The organism is Planctomycetaceae bacterium, from assembly GCA_041398825.1.
In the GTDB taxonomy this organism is placed as follows: Bacteria; Planctomycetota; Planctomycetia; order Planctomycetales; family Planctomycetaceae; genus F1-80-MAGs062.
This window is the reverse complement of record JAWKTX010000004.1, coordinates 319,874-338,803: the sequence shown is the minus strand read 5'-3', so window position 1 is coordinate 338,803 and position 18,930 is coordinate 319,874. Positions and strand designations below refer to the sequence as shown.

The 18,930-nt window shown below is 54.5% G+C and carries 13 protein-coding genes and 1 tRNA gene; 6 read left to right on the top strand and 8 right to left on the bottom strand.

Features of this window, described 5'->3' with window-relative positions; all coding sequences use genetic code 11:
* Positions 1-133 precede the first annotated feature (133 nt).
* Positions 134-1,993, bottom strand: coding sequence for a redoxin family protein (locus tag R3C20_09655; GenBank protein MEZ6040761.1), 1,860 nt, complete (start codon positions 1,991-1,993; stop codon positions 134-136).
* Between the two features lie 117 nt (positions 1,994-2,110).
* A complete protein-coding gene (locus R3C20_09650) occupies positions 2,111-3,898 on the bottom strand; it encodes an amidohydrolase family protein (protein ID MEZ6040760.1) in 1,788 nt (595 codons plus the stop codon).
* Positions 3,899-4,220: 322 nt separating this feature from the next.
* Here R3C20_09650 and R3C20_09645 point away from each other — a divergent pair, with 322 nt between their 5' ends.
* Entirely contained in the window at positions 4,221-5,915 is a 1,695-nt protein-coding gene (locus R3C20_09645) for a pyridoxal-dependent decarboxylase (GenBank protein ID MEZ6040759.1), read from the top strand.
* Positions 5,916-6,127: 212 nt separating this feature from the next.
* Positions 6,128-6,200, top strand: a tRNA-Thr gene (locus tag R3C20_09640).
* A gap of 81 nt (positions 6,201-6,281) precedes the next feature.
* Here the strand turns inward: R3C20_09640 and R3C20_09635 are convergent.
* The 4 genes from R3C20_09635 to R3C20_09620 all read right to left on the bottom strand — a co-directional run bounded on the left by R3C20_09635 (position 6,282) and on the right by R3C20_09620 (position 12,455).
* Entirely contained in the window at positions 6,282-6,821 is a 540-nt protein-coding gene (locus tag R3C20_09635; GenBank protein MEZ6040758.1) for a YHYH protein, read from the bottom strand.
* A 589-nt stretch (positions 6,822-7,410) separates the two neighbouring features.
* Positions 7,411-9,843, bottom strand: coding sequence for an FAD-dependent oxidoreductase (locus tag R3C20_09630; protein ID MEZ6040757.1), 2,433 nt, complete (start codon positions 9,841-9,843; stop codon positions 7,411-7,413).
* A 142-nt stretch (positions 9,844-9,985) separates the two neighbouring features.
* The gene (locus R3C20_09625; protein MEZ6040756.1) at positions 9,986-11,935 is read right to left on the bottom strand and encodes a sigma-70 family RNA polymerase sigma factor; all 1,950 of its coding nucleotides are present in this window, start codon (positions 11,933-11,935) and stop codon (positions 9,986-9,988) included.
* Positions 11,936-12,047: 112 nt separating this feature from the next.
* A complete protein-coding gene (locus tag R3C20_09620; protein ID MEZ6040755.1) occupies positions 12,048-12,455 on the bottom strand; it encodes a hypothetical protein in 408 nt (135 codons plus the stop codon).
* 388 nt (positions 12,456-12,843) lie between these two features.
* On the opposite strand from R3C20_09620, the gene R3C20_09615 reads away from it, so the two are divergent.
* Positions 12,844-13,365: a hypothetical protein gene (locus R3C20_09615; protein ID MEZ6040754.1), complete on the top strand. Its 522-nt coding sequence runs from the start codon at positions 12,844-12,846 to the stop codon at positions 13,363-13,365.
* Between the two features lie 245 nt (positions 13,366-13,610).
* Here R3C20_09615 and R3C20_09610 read toward each other — a convergent pair whose 3' ends face one another.
* Positions 13,611-13,964, bottom strand: a complete 354-nt coding sequence (locus R3C20_09610) for a hypothetical protein (protein ID MEZ6040753.1) — start codon at positions 13,962-13,964, stop codon at positions 13,611-13,613.
* A 109-nt stretch (positions 13,965-14,073) separates the two neighbouring features.
* On the opposite strand from R3C20_09610, the gene R3C20_09605 reads away from it, so the two are divergent.
* On the top strand, positions 14,074-15,273 hold the full coding sequence (locus tag R3C20_09605) for a hypothetical protein (GenBank protein ID MEZ6040752.1): 1,200 nt from the start codon (positions 14,074-14,076) through the stop codon (positions 15,271-15,273).
* Positions 15,274-15,436: 163 nt separating this feature from the next.
* Entirely contained in the window at positions 15,437-16,615 is a 1,179-nt protein-coding gene (locus R3C20_09600; GenBank protein MEZ6040751.1) for a hypothetical protein, read from the top strand.
* A gap of 127 nt (positions 16,616-16,742) precedes the next feature.
* On the opposite strand, the gene R3C20_09595 is transcribed toward R3C20_09600, so the two are convergent.
* Entirely contained in the window at positions 16,743-17,486 is a 744-nt protein-coding gene (locus R3C20_09595; protein ID MEZ6040750.1) for a C39 family peptidase, read from the bottom strand.
* Between the two features lie 222 nt (positions 17,487-17,708).
* Here R3C20_09595 and R3C20_09590 point away from each other — a divergent pair, with 222 nt between their 5' ends.
* The gene (locus tag R3C20_09590; protein ID MEZ6040749.1) at positions 17,709-18,854 is read left to right on the top strand and encodes a glycosyltransferase; all 1,146 of its coding nucleotides are present in this window, start codon (positions 17,709-17,711) and stop codon (positions 18,852-18,854) included.
* Positions 18,855-18,930: the final 76 nt, after the last annotated feature.

Below are 18,930 nucleotides of genomic sequence, written 5' to 3'. Positions count from 1 at the left end.
GGGCCTGCACGCAGTCAGAGAGTGCGTGAGTTATCCAGACAGACAGGCAGACAGGCAGCTGAGGGATTCCGTTTTGCGAATGCGGGCGAAGAACTGAAAGTTGTCGAAAGCTCAACCGCGATTCGGGAAAGCCTTACGGTGGAATGACGCGGCCGCTATGCGGATCGACTTCCAGATTCAATTGCTCGTGTCGATCTACGAAAAACACGAATCCGTTGAACATCTCGTCAACTGTTTGCAATCCATAACCAACAGTCCGCGACGGATCCGGATTGAAGGGGTTAAAAGCCGAATTGTCGAAATGAGCGACGGCTTCGATTTTCGTTCCCTTCGGAAGCTGGACGTCGCCCGGCTTGAGTTCGTAGCCCAGTTGCCATTCGAAGTTGTAGTTCGGAATCCTCAGCAGGATCTCTTTTTTCTGACCGGGACGTTCTGCAAAGAATGTCATATCCTTCCCTCGCACATGCATGTGCGTAAACATTCCCAGCAGATCAATATCCTGATCCAGCGTGCGAGACGAACGCACTTCATAAGCTCCATCACCGGGAGGAATCCGGAAGCGTCGGGGGTCGAGCAGGAAATGAGTCAAACGTTTTTGAACGGTGCGTCTGGGAAATCGCAGGCCAACTGAAATCTGACAACGCTCCGCCTGCCCTGTGGTCGTGTAGTGAATCTGCAGGCCCAGCCCCGATCCTTTCGGGATGAAGTATGCGGTACCGTTATCAAACCGGCCAAGGTCCATCGGCTGGCCGCCCGGAACGTACCCTGTGATGAATGTTTCGACTCCGGCTCCACCGGCACCAACATAGGCCATGTTGCAGTGATGCACAACTTCCCGGTTGTTCGGTCGAATCTCAAACGCTTCGACCCACGTATCCTGTAAAAAGAAGTAGGGCAGCACGGTGTAACGATAGGGGACGAACCCCGTCTCGGGAACCTCGTGATGTTCCAGCATTGTGATGACAACATCCGGCTTGCCGATAAGCCAGCCCTCGGAATCGCCGGACGGATCCATACCTGCCTTATCGACGTTCGGTGATGCCGCTGAAGCATTCTTCTGACTGACAGACCCTTCCGGGCATCCCAGCGAGATCCAGCTCAGCAAAATTGCTTTTTCGCGTCGGCTCAGCGAGGCGTTGTTTTGAAACCGACCGTGATGCTCACTGGCGAACCATGGTGGCATCCGCTCGTCTTCCACGACTCTGGCAATCATTGCAGCATTGGCTGAAACATCTGTCAGTGACTGCAGTGTAAATGGAGCGGCCGTCCCCTCACGATGGCACTGGTTACACTTTCGGTCAAGGAGTGGGGCGATATCGCGATGATATTCGACGTCTCGTTCCATCGCGGCGTTCAGCGTCGGATGAGTAATCTCGCAGCCATCGACGGGGGTTTCTGAAACAGTAATCGCCTCTCCCGCAAGTAACTGCACAAGAGCCTGCCGCAGATCTTCGCGAGACGGTTTCGGCAACGTGCCTCCCAGACGCAACTGATCATCAATTCGTCCTCGATACACGAGTGCACGCTTATGATCCAGCACAGCAACTTCCGGAGTTTTGGTCACGCCTAACGCCGCCTGACATGACAAATCAGCATCTTTCACAAACGGAAAGGTGGCGCCCATTTCCAGCGCCTGCTCTGCCATTTCCCGAATCGTATCGTCGGCGCCAACATTGACTGCAACAAACTGCACACCCTGACCAGAGAACTGCTTGTTCAGAGCTTCCAGTTTTGGAATGGAGCGTCGAACCAGAGGACAGGTGGTGGTCGTGAAAACAAGAACGGTAGCTTTGTTTTGCCCCAATTCAGACAGTGTTCGATCAAGCGCTCGGATGTCACGAAATCGAAGATCGCCGATCACGGATCCAATGGGTACGTCAGCTTCAGCTGCCAATGATCCGGGCGTCAGCAACAAGAATGCGAGGCTGCCCAAAACTGTCAGTGAAAGCTGCTGCCACATTTGGTTCTGCAGTCCCCACAAGTAACGCATCATCTGATGACCTTAAAAACACAGCATGAACTGGAAAACGTGATTGGCAGATATCCATGCACGTGGGTTCAAACGACATTCGCCAGTCCAATGAAAGCAAAAACGTACTTTGCCGCAGATTCAGGGAGCAAACTCCAGCCAGCCGAATCGTTCTGGTACGTGAAAGCTGCCTTTCAGAGTCGGAGACATCGCGAGGAATCCTTGATCAGCTTTGTCGTGCCGATAGAGATTCAGTTTCCAGCGAGTCCCCGGCTGAGGTGCAGTTTCGCAGAGCGAACTAAGCGGAATGCGTGCTTCCACCCGCCAGATTTTTGCGGCCTTGTCGACGGACACAGCCGATTCTGCGTCGGCCGTCCATGCGAAGTCTTTCGCGGGTAAATCCAGTTTCAGATCCAGTGATTCCCCGCTGGGAGCCCATTCAAATTCTGTGTAGCGATTCACGTGTCCCGGATCCGAACCAATGAATGCTTCGACGACGTCATAATCCCAGAGTCCCTGCCGTTCTTTGCTGGATGCGGGCAGCCAGCTGCTGATTTCGCGGTAAGGACATTCGTAGCTCAGGTACAGAAATTTGTCTGACCAAAGCAATCGTACGGGGGTGCTCAGCTCCGGACGGGCCGCGCTGTCGTTCGACTGATATTCAAGCCGAAACGGTACTGCGGATCGCCATTCGGCTTCATCCAGCTGACCATCCGGAACAAAATCTCGACTGATTCTATGAGCACGGACCACGGGCAGCGGCATCGATCCTGCGAACAGTCGGTAAGCATTATCAAAGTAAATTTTTCGGCACACGGCAGGTGAAAGATTGATACTGCTGATCACCCAGTTCCCCTGAATCGGCGTCATGTGTGCCCAGTCGCGGTCGTCCGTTTCCATCCATCGCCAACACTTCATGAAGAATTCAACGGCGTCATCGTCTGTTGGGTTTTCGGCATCACCACCGGACCCGAGAATCAGCTTTCTGTAAACCATGAAATCGGTGGCAAACAGAATTCGATCCTGATGTTTTTCAAACAACCGGCGAACCAGAGCAGGATCATGTCGCCCGAGTTCCGGGATTCTTGCTGCCAGATCGGCATACATATTGGGATACCGATCCATCGCCGCGTCGACCCATTCCAGGTCCTCCGGGTTGTTAGCAAAGTGCACACAAACAAATGTCGTCTTCGGATGACGCTCGATCACGCGGTTCAGAGCTTCCAGAAGTTCCATTCGGGGCGGATGTTTGGCGGGATCTCCAAACCACCAGCTGCGATGATCCTTTAATTCAGTCCAGCGCTCGTTGCTGTCGTCATAGGGCAGCCAGAATGCTTTGGGGTCACCGACATGAATGCTGATCGGCATAGCCAGCTCTCCACAACGCTGCCAGACCGGATCCAGCTTCGGATCATCGATGCGGATGAGCTTCCCGCTGCCGTCTTTCAGGAAAAGCCCCAGACGTTTGTATTCTTTCAGTCCCGCAGCGCCCAGCCGATGACCCTCTTCAATCTGGCGTACTGCCCGGTCACTCCAGTCTGCATCATCCCAGCCAGCGTAATCCAGAATCATGTGATGCATGAAGCGACCGGGATATAACGATTCACAACGTTCACGTGCCTTCTGAAACCCCGATGGTTGATTGTCGTTGGATGTGACCGTTCCGGCTCCCAGAATGACGCCGACTCCCACACCCGCGCGGTCCAGAATTCTGATGGCACGCTCCAACCGCTCCGGCGAATCTTCAATGTGCTGATGCAGATCGACAATCCGAAGCTCCCTCCGCCATACGTCGGGCGACATAGCGGCTTCGAGCGGATGAACTTGTTGCGAAGACGCGACCTGAGCATGAACCTCAGGAGCAACAATCCCTGTCAGCAAAAAGGGCAGGATCACAATCCGTAAGCATTGACCAACAGGGAATTGCATGTGTTCGTCCTTCAAATTCATCAAGTGCTGCGAACGAGATCGTTCACCAGACCGCGGACCGTATATTCGCCGCCTCGTCATGTTAACCATTTCGACCGTCATACAAAACGAGAGCTCGTCGGTCGTTCCAGTCTACCATTCAGAGCATCCGGGGCTCTATTCCTTTCAGATCCGTTCGAACCACGTCGACAGCATCCACGCTATCTGAACGTGACTCGTCGAGCAATGAACGTCCGGAAACGTCATCGATGTTCGTACAGACTTGCGACGTGCCGTGAGATGCCGGAGTGGCTGTGGCACTGGTTGGCACGAAGATCAGTCGGTGAATACGATAGGACGATCTGGCGAGGATTTTGGGTTAACCAGCGGTCTGCCTGTCCGCGGTTTTGCTTCGCCATTGTGGAACCTGGAGACCATGGATAAGGCAAAACTTCAATCGTTAATTGATACGTTTTTTACGTGTGATCGCAAACAACTGCTGGAAATCTTCGGGGAGATGTTGTCTGCTCTGGAAGCAGAGCAGTCGCTGCCGCCGGGCATGCTGATGTCCCGAAATTACGAGACGGCTCAGGCCAACCCCGAGATACACACGTTGCCGGGAAATCTGAAAGACGCGCGTGACGCGATCTTTCCATTTTTCTGGGGCACCGACAGCTGGCAATCCAAACTGCATCTGGAAAACGTCAAGGGGCCACCCAACTTCGCATCTCTCGTCGGGTCGCTGGCCGCGCTGCTGAAGAATCCAAACCTATGTGTGGACACGTACTGCCTGCGGTCAAATGAGCTGGAAGTCAAGTCCATCACGTCGCTTGCTAATTTGATTTTTTATCACACACAATCACCATGGGGCGTCTTCACCATCGGAGGCACCATTTCGAACCTTTACGGAGGAAAAATCGGCATCGAAAAGGTGGCTCCCGGAGCCATGCGAACCGGGTTGAACGGCAAACGACTGGTGGGACTGGTTTCGCAGGCAGGGCACTATTCGAATTCAACTCTTGCCGGATGGCTGGGGATCGGCACCGACAACCTGCACGCAATTCCGACCGATGCGTCCATGGCCATACGACTTGACCGGCTGGAAGAGCAAATAGACCTGCTGTATTCCGAGGGCGCACTGATCGCTTTTGTCATCTGCACGTTTGGCACGACCGACGCCTTTGGCATCGACGATATCGGCGCGGTCCGCGACCTTATCACCCGCAAGGCACAACAATACGAAGTGACAGTTCCGCACCTGCATGTTGACGCGGCCGTTGGCTGGGTCGGTTGCTTTCTGACGGATTACAATACCAGCGAAAATGCCCTTCAGATCAGTTCAGACACGCTGCCCCTGGTCGAACAGATGCAGCGAGCCACTGCGGGATTCCGACAGGCAGATTCTGTGACCATCGACTTTCATAAGATGGGATGGGGACACTATCCATCCAGCGCGTTCATTGTGAATCGACGTGAAGATCTGGCTCTGCTGGCTCGAACACAAAATGAAGTGCCCTATTTTGCCGAAGCGGATTTTCGTCACGACCCGGCACTGTTTACTCTCGAATGTTCACGCCCCGGGATTGGACCATATTCCGTCATGGCATCGCTGAACGGAATTGGCCTGAACGGCTATCGAATGCTGATTGCCAATGCAATGGAACGAGCACGCCAATTGAAAGAACGCATTGCACAGCTTAGCTATTGCAAAGTGCTGAACATGGACAACCCCGGGCCCGGAGTTTGCTGGTGGGTCCTGCCACGCGGCCGCGACGCAGGAGACATCTATCGGCGATTCGAATCCAACACGCTGTCTGCCGCAGAAAGAGATCAGTACCTTCAGGAAATTCGAAGGTTGTACTACAAACGCGAAGCCACAATGGATCCTTCTGTGGACGCTCGTTTGAGCTTCACGCGCAATGTCGGTTACAGCCCTCATAACATCGCGCTGCCAGCGTGGAAGGCGGTATTCTTCAACCCGCGCAGCGACGAGGCCGTGATTGATCGTATCATTGCCAGCATTGAAGATGTGGCCTGAACTGAAACGACCTGGTCCGCCCTGCAACGGAGCTCATTCTGGCTCGTCGGAGGTGGTATTTGGGCAGTTTTTCAGGCTCAAAGTCCTGTTTGTTGCTGCGTGGATGGGAATTGGTACGGCATCAACGCAGGATTTCAGATCCACCTTTGCCAACAGAAATTTTTTTGATAGATTCCCGCCAGTTGACTGTCCCTGCACGCAGTGACAAGCAGGCCGCCGTAGCTCAGCTGGCAGAGCGACGCTTTCGTAAAGCGTAGGTCGCTGGTTCAAATCCAGTCGGCGGCTTTGGAAAACACAAGGCTTCAGCGAATTCGCTGGAGCCTTTTCTCGTCGTTGCGGCGATTTTCCTGATCGGCGTCTTCATCTTTACGGTGCCCGACGGCCGCGGCCGTTCTTTGGATCAACTTCGCCCCAGTAGCCGCCGATGATGTGCGGAAACTTGCCGGGCGTGACGTGATAGTGCGGGCCGCGTTCTTTGTCCGTGTGAAGATTGAAATCGTTAAGCGGGTTCTTCGTATCGTCTTTCGCCAGCAACCCGTCCGCTTCGTACGGCCCGTATACGGGAAAGCCGTCAAAGGCGAAGCCGATCACTGACGAGTGCATTTTTCCTTCGTCACTCCAGGGCGTTTTGACGCAAACAGGATACTTGTGATAGTGGTAGGCACTTTGTGGACTTGGGTGCCCACAGCAGCGATCCAATCTCCAGACGGCATCGGTTTCAAAGATGTGATCGAACGGATTGAAGAAGATCACTCCGTTGGTTGCCACGCCAATTGGTCCCATCGGCAGACCGCCGTTGGAATTCTGGGCGTCCATCGCAATCGGATCTTTTGCTGGCTTTGGATACTTTGGCAGATACCAGGTGTTGGCCTTTTCCTGAATGTACGAAGGATTGCTGTCAAGCATTCTCCACGTGTCTGGAAACGTCGCGGTTGGATGATTCGGCAGGTTTCGATGTGCATGACTTCGACTGTGCATGACAATGTGATTCGCGAGTTTGCAGAAAAGCGACTGCGACTCGCCCGCCCAACGATGACACAGAAAAGCTGCTTGCTCCCGTCCAGCGGCCTGACTGCGAACCCCTTCCATCCGCTCGGCGTGAATTCGACTCTTAGCCCACCGGTCATTCGCTCGTAATGGCCCTGGTCGTGAAAGATCTGTTGGCGTCCATCACGTCTTGTGACCAGATGATCAATCGCACCAGGGAATTGAACGCGACGTTGGCGAGCCATGAAGTAGGCTCCAGGAGGAATCTGAACTGAGCGCCGCCTGGTCCATCATGTCAAAACTGAAAACCGGGGTCCACTTCACCCGGGGCGAGCCCTTCCAACGGAGATCAAATCGTTGATGCCAGCGAGGTTGACGCGTCCGGCACCCATGTGGGCAGCAACGATGCAGATGACCACCGAGCGCCCGAGACGAATCCTATCCTTGCTAATCCTGCCCCTCGCTGATGGCTCGAGTGCAATGCTTCGACACTTCGCTGTAGCCGCGTTCAGGGCTTCACCTTCTGACCGTCGGCCACTAGCCGCTCGCGCAGTTGAGCATACTCGACATCCTGCACGGGAACGTCCTGCTCGACCGCTACAGCGGCCGCAGCTCCTGCAGATTGACCGAGAACCATGTAGACGGGCTCCATCCGGATCGATCCGTAGGCGGCATGGGAGGCCGACAGACAAACGGGCACCAATAGATTTTTGCATTCACTCTTGCGGGGACGAATCGAGCGGTAACTGATCGGATAATTGAAACGCCTTTTCCAAAAGCCACCTTCCTCTCGAACCTTGCCGTCGGTGTCGACAAAGCGACTGACCAAGTGCGAATCAAACCAATAGCTCCCCACGCCAATGGGGTCCTCGCAGGCACGCTTGCCCCTGATGTCCTGTTCGATCATGACATAGTCGCTTTGCATGCGGCGAGCCTCGCGAACGTAGATCTGGTAGGGAAAGTTATCCGTATCCGTGAACTCATCTTTTGGCAAGCCGTACTGCGACATCTTCTCGCGGAGGGATTCAGGAACGCGCGGGTCGTTCTGCAGAAACCAGACTTTTCCAAGTGCGTAGTCCTTGTGCATTTGGGCGAGCTCGGCCCGCCGTTCGTAACCTGCTTCCGGCCACTCGAAGTTCGCTCCGACAAAATCGCAGTGATTGATATCGGTCTTTCGATTGGGCATCGGCGTTACAGTGATGATTCCGGTATTCACGCCGGCCTGAGGATCTAACGCCAGCACGCGAGCGTAATGCTCGAACCAGAGCGGATTGTAATTGGCTGGCCTGGTGATCGGCCGCATGTTGTCTGGCGCATCGGTCAGCGTCATGCGGTAGCAGTATGCCTGAATTCGGTTGTCGCCTTCCCCGACCTTGCCAGGAACTTCGTGCAGCAGATATGGCAGGTAACCGGAATTAGGATCGTTTTCAATAACGTAGGGACTGATAGAGACACCATCTTTGCCAACGACATCTCCGGGCACGATCCCGTTAAGCGTCTCGCCGTATTGACTGTTCGGTTCTCGACCAACCGTGTAGGACACCCCGGCCCTGGCCATCAAATCGCCTTCGTAAGTGGCGTCGATGAAAATGCGACCGGACACTTCGCGTCCGCTTTCCAGACGTACCGCGTGAATCGATCCGTCGACCATCCTGACCCCATCCGAAAGGTCCAACCGTTCGTTGCGAATGATCTCGACGCCCGCTTCATCCAACATGTTCTCGAACACAGATCGAGCCACGCTGGGCTCAAAGACCCACATCATCTTCAGTTTCAGATTGCGTCCTGTGAAGACTCGGCGTGTGATCGAATCGAAATAGGGTTCGGGTTTGTCTCGTGTCCATGCGGCTGGATCGGAATAGTGATTGAAGATGCGTTGGTAAAACTCACGCGAAATCCCACCAATCGATTCGTGATCGGGGATGTCCGTCGCGCTGAGCCCCGATCCAGTCATGCCGCCCACCTTCCCATGCGGGCAGATCATTTTGACCGTCAATCCCATCCGCGCCGCCTGCACCGCAGACGCGATGCCCGCGGACGTCCCGCCATAGACGACAACATCTGCCTCATTGCTGTCGCCGCTAAGCAATCGGCTGAGTTTCGCCGGATAAGTTTGTCCTGTCGCAGTTCCCGCACCATGAAGATGGCTGCCGAACGTAATACTGTCTCCCAAGCATACAATCACGTCACCTTGCTTTACACGTGGCCGGATGACTTGCGAGATTTCTTTGGCAAGTTCCAAACTACCTTGCGCAGTGAGGTGATTGCCGTCGCGCGCTCCGGAATTGGCGACGCCTCGTATCAGCGAGCCCTGGCGGTCCGAAACCGTTGACGCGACTTCCTGGTTTGGGCTCAGAGCAATGATGCGGGCATTCCAGTCGACCAGCATTGCTTGTTCGCGTTCTGCAATTTCACGGACTGCGTTGTTGTACTTTTCAAGGTGCGCCTGCAGGCTTTCGCGAGTTGGATGTGTCGGATGCCTCTCCTTCAGATAATCGGTGTTCACGGGATGGTTCGTCACCAGCACAACCGTCTGGACTCCAACTCCGCGCCATTGCTCGATCAGCGCCGTTAAATTCTGCGAATACTTGTCAGCGCTTACGAGTTTTCGTGAGTTCATCGCGTCATTCATGCCAAGCATGATCACGACATGGGTCGGCTGATCAGCTTCGAGACGCCTGCTGCGAATGAGCGTTTCACTTGAGTTCTCGCCCGGAACGCCGCGATTAAGAACCGTGACCTCACGTGTTGGTAATTGCTGATCAGATACCGGATCCCCTGCGGCGACGCACACCCGCAAGCAGATAGCAATCAAGACGACCAAGGCAAATCGAGTCTTTTGGATCAATAACATCACCGGCATCAGCAACGCAATCGACAAAGCATCCGTCACCAACAGCTCAATCGGTGTGCATCCGCGACGGTAGAGATGTTGTCTCATGATGTCATCCTCATCCTGGTCATCCGATGTTCAACGTCCAAAAGCAAAGACTAAGAACGTGGACGAAAATAGAAAGTCACCGACTGCCGAACAGGGACTCCGATGGCGCTGATGACCACCAGGATAACATTAAGCTGGCAGCTTATTCCGCTGGCAGGATAGACGTAGTCGCTTCCTCCAACTGCTCCAGAACGTCAACCACAGCTTTGTGGCCACGGCGAGACTGGCGGACCATCATCAGATTTCCTGTGATAATGATCTGCCCGCCTTCGCCATCGCTGTCTCGCCATGTTGATGGAGGGGCCGTCATTTGCTGAATGGTTTCTCGCAACCGATCCGCAGGATCCTGCAGCCGTGGCGACGTTTCGATACCCATGCCGCCCGTTCCAGAATCGAAGCCACCCATTTCACCCATTCCCATGGAACCCGCTCCCATCTCTTGGTCACCTACGCCCATGCCCAGCGCACCGCTCATGCCGCCGCTCATGGCTGCTGCCCCCATGCCGTCTTCCATGCCATAGCCCACTTCACCACCAAAGCCGTCGTCCATGCTGCGGGCAGAATTACGCTTGATGCCAGCTGACCAGTCCTGTTCAAACAAGGGCAGAATCGTTGAAACGTCATAACTACGGTTGAACATATTCTCTTCCGATTCCGCGGCATTGGATGTCGTAATCAATACAACCTCATCCTTAATAATGAAGTCGAGTTTAGGGTTTGCGGTCTGTGCAAAGATCAGGTCCAAAGCACTGTCTAAAGAGATACCTTCAAGTTCAATGTTTCTCACAAAGACATCTTCCAGGCTGGTAATACCTTCCAAATCCAGTTCCGCAAGATCCGCTTGAACATTCAGACGCCCCCCGGTTTCTTTCAATTGATTCACAATGTGACTCATCAGCTCACTCAAGTTAACATCGCCAGGGAAGATAACTTGAGGCGTTGTTTCCGCCAGTAGCTGATTGATTTCGTCGGCAGCTCTGCGTTTCGCTGCGGATGAATAACCCACGTACTTGCTGCGATTTCTGGATGGTGCCCCCTCATTTCCGGTTGATGATTGACCAGAGCGCGTAACAAACAGGGCGGCAGCAGATGAATCACCTGATTTCTTCTCGGTGTTTGCGTCGCTGATTTCCACGACAGCATCCAAACCGTCACTGGTTCCTGCTTGACTCTCCAATCCCGTTGGCAAACCACCGCCTGCAAGGCTGGCCATCGCTACTGCAACACCAAGCACAATTCCTGAAATCAATTTTGCGTTGATCATGGTTAACTCCGGTCTTACTAAAGGTTCCAGACGGGTCAGATCGACAGGGGACGGGACGGGATGGCCAAGTGCCTGAGCACCCAGGCTGATGGTTGACTGAATTAAAGTGGATGAGGCGGCAGATGCGGGCTCCGAGGTCAATCCTGCAGCAACCGTGACAACTCCAACGGCCACGCTGCGGCGAGCCAGGCGGACTCGCAGCAGGTTTCGAGCCTGACGCAGGCGACCATCAATGACTCCCTTGCTTTCGTTCATCTGATCCGCAATTTGCTGTGACGACTGGCCATCGAAATAGCTCATCACCAGCACCTCACGGTACTTTTGCGGAAGTGAATTGAGCTCCTCATCCAAAATGGCCACTTCACGATCTGCCGCTATCACATCCAATAGATCTGGATCACGCGATGGCGGCTGCTCGGGCAGGGCGACCATGGCCTGACGACTCCTTAAACGCACCATGCGAACCGACGTACGAAATGCCACACTGTAGAGCCAGCCAGTCAGTGAACGACACTGGCGAACACTGCGAGGCCTCTTTGCAAACGCCAGGAATGTCGCCTGAAAGGAATCTTCCGCATCCGCAACCTGCCCGACAACACGCCGACAGACAGCCATCACCAGAGAACTATGCCGCTGAACAATTTCGGCGAACGCGTCGGGATCGGAATCCTGGACGAATCGCCGCAGCAAGTGCTGGTCCATCAATCCATCACACTGCGTCGTGGGTTCGCCTGAAAAATCCAGTCCTGTATCTTTCATACCCAACGAAGAAATCGCTTCTTCGCTGGATTGCTGAGTGGCCAAATTGTCAGAGATTGAATGTGTCATGGCTGTTATTAACGTGTCACCACACCCCCGATTACTGCGCGCAATCTGACAACTTTCAGAAGAATTTCGGAATCATCCCATCATCGCGAACTGGTACTCCGCCCACAAGCAGTCAAATTGTCGGAATACTGCCGCACGGGTGCATCCGCTGATTGGAGATGGGTTGAGATGTGTAGGTTTTCCAGAGTTGATGCCAGTTGTTGTTGATGTTGTGAGCTCGGAGTGCGGTGATGGCGGAGGCTCCGAGGGGTGACCAGTGCATGCAGGGGCCTTTCAGTCGGATACCGACCAGTTGCCTGGCGGTGGATTCGATCATGCCTGAGCCGATTTGCCAGTTGTGATTTCGATAAACCGGATCGTCCGTGATGCCGACACGGTTGCGGAAGTAGCCCAGCAGGGAATTCAGGGCGGCTCGCTTTTTGCCGCGGAGTTTTGACACCTGGGGTTGCAGCCATGCAACGAGCCCCGCGCCGCCTTTGGTCCGCAGCAGATTCAAGCCTTCATCCACCCAGGTCTTCATCCACCCAGGTCTTCATCCACCCAGGCCTTCATCCACCCAGGTCCTCATGCGTTGGGGATCGGAATGCAGTTGTTTACCGCAGTCCCGGATGTGTTCGGTAGCATGATACCAGTCCAGAATGCTGACCGAATCCGGGGTGTATTGATCCTGAATCCCCAGCACCCGGCACTGCCGGATCAAGTTGCCTGGTTGCCTCGGGGGAATGCTGGTTCGTCTTCATCTCAACAATAGCAGCAGTGCCAGATTCATCCGCCCTCGGCCGCGAAGATCTTTTCGTCTGACACACGATGATTGATCACGTGGTGACAACGGGCCGTGCTCAGTCATAGCATAACTGTCCGTTGAAAAATCGGGACATCGACGGTGTTAACAGAGATCAAGTTTCAGATTGGAGATCCGTCTTTCAAAAGCCGCGAGTTTTGACTCACCTTACGGCTTTCCGGATTCAGTATCTTCATTTGCCTTGAGCTCTGACTCAGGCCCAGGACGTTGGTCAAGAAGGGAAATCAAGAGCATAAGAATTACCATCGCGGTGATCACACAAAACGCAAAGCCTCCGACAACATTAATGAACTCAATGAAGTCGGATGGCATGTTCACCTTCGTTTCCCTTCACTGCCATCGAATTTCGATCTATGCGACGGCAGGATGCTGGCGTATAGATCTTGCGTTGAACTTTGCCGCTTTGCGAGTGATTGCGGCTTGGCTGTTGGCTTGCGGGATTCATCACGTTGAGGAATCTGCTGCGGGACAGTTTACCGACGGGGCGAGAGGTTGTCACCCTGAGATTGGCGATTTGACGGTGATCGCAGTCCGCCGGAGCTTGGCATTGATTTGGATACGACTGTTGGCTGGCACTGAAAGCACCATCACGGTGATGCACCATTTCCGCGAATCTGTTACGTTGTGATTGCCAGCTAACTGCCGCCATCACCGGATTGGGCGGCAGGCCAATCCCGGCGCATGTCGTTCGTTATTTCATTTTCGCCAGATCACAACCGAGATGGTCATGAATGGCTGCTGCCAGACATCCGGGGAACTCCGAGTCTGCCTGACTGGGAGTGCCGGGGATATCCTGGCATTGCGGCCAACGAAGGGCAACCTCGCATTGTGAGATTCAGGTTTCTGGTTCTTCTTACAATTCACCGATGGCTCTCACGCGCAGCAGCTTTCACGCGAGCCGCCGAGGCTCCAGTCGAGAAGCTCTTTGAGTTTTCCTAAACGACCGACCATTCGCCAACGAACGAACTCCGCCAATGCCTCAAACATACCGGCTGACAAGTTCAGACCACGTCCGACCCGGCAAAGCTCTGTGAAAACAACGACCGCAATCTCCGGATGGCCGTAAGCGAGGTTAATTTCCGCTTCGGCCCGGACGAGAACTCTGGTGCATTGTGTTGTTAACTGAGGTTGTCCGGAGACGGATACCGTTGCGTCGACAGGGATTCCTGCCACTGCTTCTGCAGGAAAACGCTTCAATTGTCCGGGTTGTGATCGAAAACTGGTCATACCGTCACGAAAACAGGGCGATCCCGGGAAGGGATCCGGGGCGACGGACTCGGCCGATCGACGTGCCCCATCGGGATCCAGGCAATTGGCGGCGAAACCAAAGCCATCAGTGCCAACAAAGATAAAGCCGGCACCATCCGGGGCCGAAGCAAAACCACCGCGATCCCGAGTGAAGTCAACATCAGCATCTGCGTCTGAACCAGGCGAATCGAATCGTTCTGCGTCATCGGGAAAGACTGCGTCGCCTGGTCGTCCGGCAGATCGGCGTTCCGGCAGGAATCCCGCATCAGCGAAAGGTAGTTCACCGCCCCGGCGAAAACGGCAAAGCGTCCCGAAAGATCCCTGGGATGTGCCTGACGATGATCCCTTTGGAGGTGACGCCTTCGGTGATGATCCTTATTCGAATGATCTGTACGGGGCAGATTCCTACGGCGATGATCTGGATTCGTATGACGATGGCTACGAGGATACATATACAAGCAGTAAGCCAGCGTTACCTTCACGAAAGAAGAAATCCGGAACGACGAGTCGTTCGGAATCGGGCGTCAAAAACTCTGGCGATCAACCACGGAACCAGGGTTTTTTAGGGTGGCTGCTGTACGGCAGTCTTGCAGGCGTGATTGCGGCCATCATTCACACGGTGCTTGGCTACACCGACATCTTCCTGCTGGCACTGCTTGCGACTTTTCTCACCGGTTCAATGGTTGGTGGCGCCGTTCGTTTTTCAGCCGGAATCAATGATGGCTGGGGACCCGGGCTGACCGCTGCTGCCATTGCGATAGTGTCCATTGTGGGTGGCCGAATTGGATCTTGCTATGTCTCGCCCACCTATGGTCTTGACATGCCTCTCAGTGAGGAGGAAGTGGATGCTTTGATTGCGGAAGGCCTCTCAGAGAAGGGGATGGTTGGCTACATCGCGGAAAATGAAGTGGAATACGACGACGACTGGCTCCAGAGCAAAGGAATCACGGACGACAATATCTACGACCACTGGGAGGAATACGCGGAAGTGGTTGATATCCAGCAACGGTATCTGCCGCAGGTCTGGGAAGAATCGACGCGACGATGGAATTCTCTGACTGAAGAACAGAAGGCGAAGAAACGTCAGGAGCAGGAGCTGGACCTGCGTGCCCTTAACGGTTTTGAAACAGACGAATCAGTTGGTCGGGAACAAGTGCAGACATTTCGATTGCTGTTGGTGGTAGGTATCGCACTGATTTCACTGTTTCTGGGCGTCGGCACAATCTTCTGTACCTGTTCGTCGATTTGGGGAGCATTCAAGCTGGGGGCCGGAATGGCATCGTCGTAGCAGGCCCTCACCGTCGGCAGAACATAACGTTTCTAACGAATAGGCTGAGTCTTGCAGTAACCGCAGGCAAGTTTTGGGTGAGCACGCCGACGATTGAGGCGAAAGGTGACCTATGTTGCACTCGTGCGACATTTGATTCCACCCTGTAGACGGCCTGAAAACCATGTCCTCAGTTACTCATCCTTCGAACAACCAGTCCGAACGCCGCGCGAATGCGGGCCCTCTTTGTGCACGCTGCGGCTGCACCGAGCCATGGGGCGAATCGTCCTGGTGTCCGAAATGCGGTTACTATCCTGTCGTTGAAACGGCAGAAGAAGATCGCATGGGCTGGCGAGCAGAAGTTGCTGCTGAAGCCAGTGCGGAAGAGGAAGTAGAGCCAAATCTTCTGAACTGCATCCCTGGCTGGATGTGGATCATGGTGGCTGGAAGCAGCAGTATTTTTATTGCCAGCGTCATGGCCCGAAAGTTCTTCGAGACGACCAGCGATCATCAATCGTACTGGGCGTGGACGGAACTTCTGGTGGGTGCGGGTGCGGCGTTCATCGCGCATGTGTGGGCCGCCATTGTGGCCAAGAAGATTGACGATCGCCTGAACGTCTCCGACGTCATCGTCAACTGGATGGCCGTCTGGCAGCCAACCATCACGAAGTTGCCTGCCTCGGTTCCGAGACTCTGGATGTTTGTCTGGGGGCACACTGCCGTCATTTGCTCATTGTTCATCATCGGTGGCCACGATACATCGATGTTCTTCCGGCAGGGGCCTGTTGAGGATACTGAAGTTCTGCCGGACGTCGTGGGAGCGGTTGCCGCAGCCGCAAAGTCTCAGTCGACCGAAGAAGAGAGCATCGAAGACGCTCTGCACAAGATCGGTGATCCGGAAGAAATGCTGGCGGCAGAAGCCGCCAAAATGGAGGACGAGGCTCGCAAGCAGGAGGCACCAGCCCTGCCCCAGATCTTCTGCGCTGTCTTTGGATTGAGAGTTGATCGACGGGGTACGCCAACCCACTTCCTGCTGTGCGGCCAGACACGCGGAGAACTGCAGTACGTGGGAACAGTGAGTGCGAAGTCACTCAGCCGGGAGACTCTGCGATCTGTCACGGCTCGTCTTGCGAAAACCAATCAGCGGCGTCCGGTTGTTCGAACCATTCATTCCGGGATCTGGGTAGCGCCAAAGGTGACCATGCGGATTGAATATGCATCACTTGCCGCTGACGGAACGCTGCTTGCTCCGCGCATTGTTTCGGTCGAGCCGGAAGAATGGGAAACGAAGCAATCAGATATCGATGCTCTTGAGAAGGCGACGCAGATTCCGGATCCCTCCGCCCTCCTGAATCTGTTCTAGCCTGGCTGTCCGTTAAAAACCCGGGACAGGCGCGCTGGAGAGCCGGAAACCGTCGTGTTTTAGGGTCTCCTGCGCGAGCCAGTCTCGCTTCTCAGCAGGCTGTTAGAATTTGCGCAGTACCTGTCGTTTAACCTGCAGATCGTTTGCGTTGTGTTGCCACGGGGCGAATGACCAGCAGGTTGGCGTCGTACGTAACAATTCCCAGCAGGATCGAGCAAATGACACGGTCCAGATCCACGGAATACAGGTGATTGGCGGATAAGGGATTGGGATGCCACGGGTCCGCAATCAGGACGCTGCGTTTTTCTTTATCGTAGCCACACAATACAACGAAATGCCCTGACGGTTCTCCGCGGACGTCGTCGGGCGTGCATGTGGCTCCAATCTCTCTGGATTCCCGGTATAGGAACGTTGCACTGAGGCCGGTCAGCATGGGCACATCCTGTTTCAGATAGCGCCGCAACAAGTGGCCGTTCAGGTCTTCCATTCGGATGCGTCCCCCCAACTCCAGGAACTCGGTGTAGACATCACACGCAACCTTCAGCTTGGGCCGATCCTTGGAAGATGCCTGCAGCCGCAACCGATCGATGACAAAATCCCGGTCCTTCAAATCTCCGTTCGGCAGAAACCACGTCGGATCAAAGACCTGCAGGTTAAAAGTATCGATGGAAGCATCGAATCCGCGGCGCAGGGCATGGCAGCCCAGCATGACGGCCAGAGTTCCGCCTTCCTGCAGAGCGCTGGTCTCCTGAATGACCTGCGGTAAGGGTAATTCCGTCCCAAAGTACCGATATACCGCATGCAGGCATGTTGGTCCGCAGGTCGTGTTATCCGGCTGACGCAGGATGTCAAACTGCAGACGGTGATCCATTGCGACGGCGATCAAATGAAGGTTGTGATGGGCAGAGTTGACGTTTCAGTCCGCGATCCCTGAGCATATCGACAATTGGGCGGCTTGCAATCACTGGTCTGTGGTAACCTGCAACAGCAAATCTGATCAGACGCAAGGTGAGCAGACAAATGCCCTGGTGTGATCCTGCGGGAGCAAAAAAGGCACTTGATGGCGTGATTATGGCTCACATGTTGCAGAAAAGTGCGTAACCCTGTTATGGCCACTCAACTTCCCCACCCGAGACTCACAATGGTCATCACCGAGCTGGATGTCGGTGGTGCCGAAAAAGCATTTGTGAAAATTGCCATCGGGCTGAAGCAAATGGGGTGGCAGGTGAATGCTGTCAGTCTTCGGGATGCTGGATTGCTGACTGCCGAACTGACGTCCGCAGGTATTCCTGTGGAAGCGTTAAATTGTGGTGGATTTCTCGATTTCCGCGCGATCTTTCGGTTGCGCAGTCACCTCAAAAAGTCTCCTCCCACAGTCCTGTTGTCGTTTCTGCATCAGGCGAACATTGCTGGAAGGCTTGCTGCCTGTGGATTATCGATCCCGCTGGTTGTTTCCGGAGTACGAGTCGCTGATATTCGTCCGTCTGTGAAATGGCCGGAACGCTGGACACGATGCTGCGTCCACAAATTCATCGCCAATAGCAGCCATGCCGCTGAGACTCACAGTCGTCTTTGCGGAATTCCGATGGCAGATTTTTGCGCGATACCGAATGGTGTTGATATTCAGGGGATTCAGCAAATACAGCCGATTGATCGAGCTGAGATTGGCATTGATCGGGGGGACGTGTTGTTTGCGTTCATCGGTCGCCTGACCACTCAGAAATCACCGCTGGCCTTCCTGGAAGCATTTCTGCGGATGACACGAGAGATCCCATCCTGCTCTGCCGTTTTAGTCGGTGATGGGCCGATGAAGCAGGAGCTGAACCAATTTGTGGAACACCATCAGCTCAAATCCAGGGTTCGAATGGTTGGTTTTCGGTCCGATGCAATCGCCATCCTCAGAGCCGCTGACGCATTGATTCTGCCATCCGTTTGGGAGGGGATGCCCAACGTTGTGATGGAGGCGATGGCGGCCGGTGTTCCCGTGATCGCTTCGGGCGTCGATGGAAATCGCGAACTCCTTGCGGGAGACTTGGCGAAGCAGACTTTTGCACCAAACGATCCGACAGCGCTCGTGGAGCTGATGAAAGCGACCGTCGAGGCAAAACTCGCCGGTGATGCGACAGTTCAGGAGCTACAACTCTCTGTGGTTAAAGAGTTTACGTGGGATCGCTGTGTCTCTGCCTATGACAGGATCCTCCGGCAATGGCTGGCGCCACTCGACGTTTACCCTGATTGAGAACCGGCAGTTTGAAAAATCACAAAATCTCCAATCCCCTTCCAGCAAACGACCTGCGTCGATGCGGTGGCCTGAT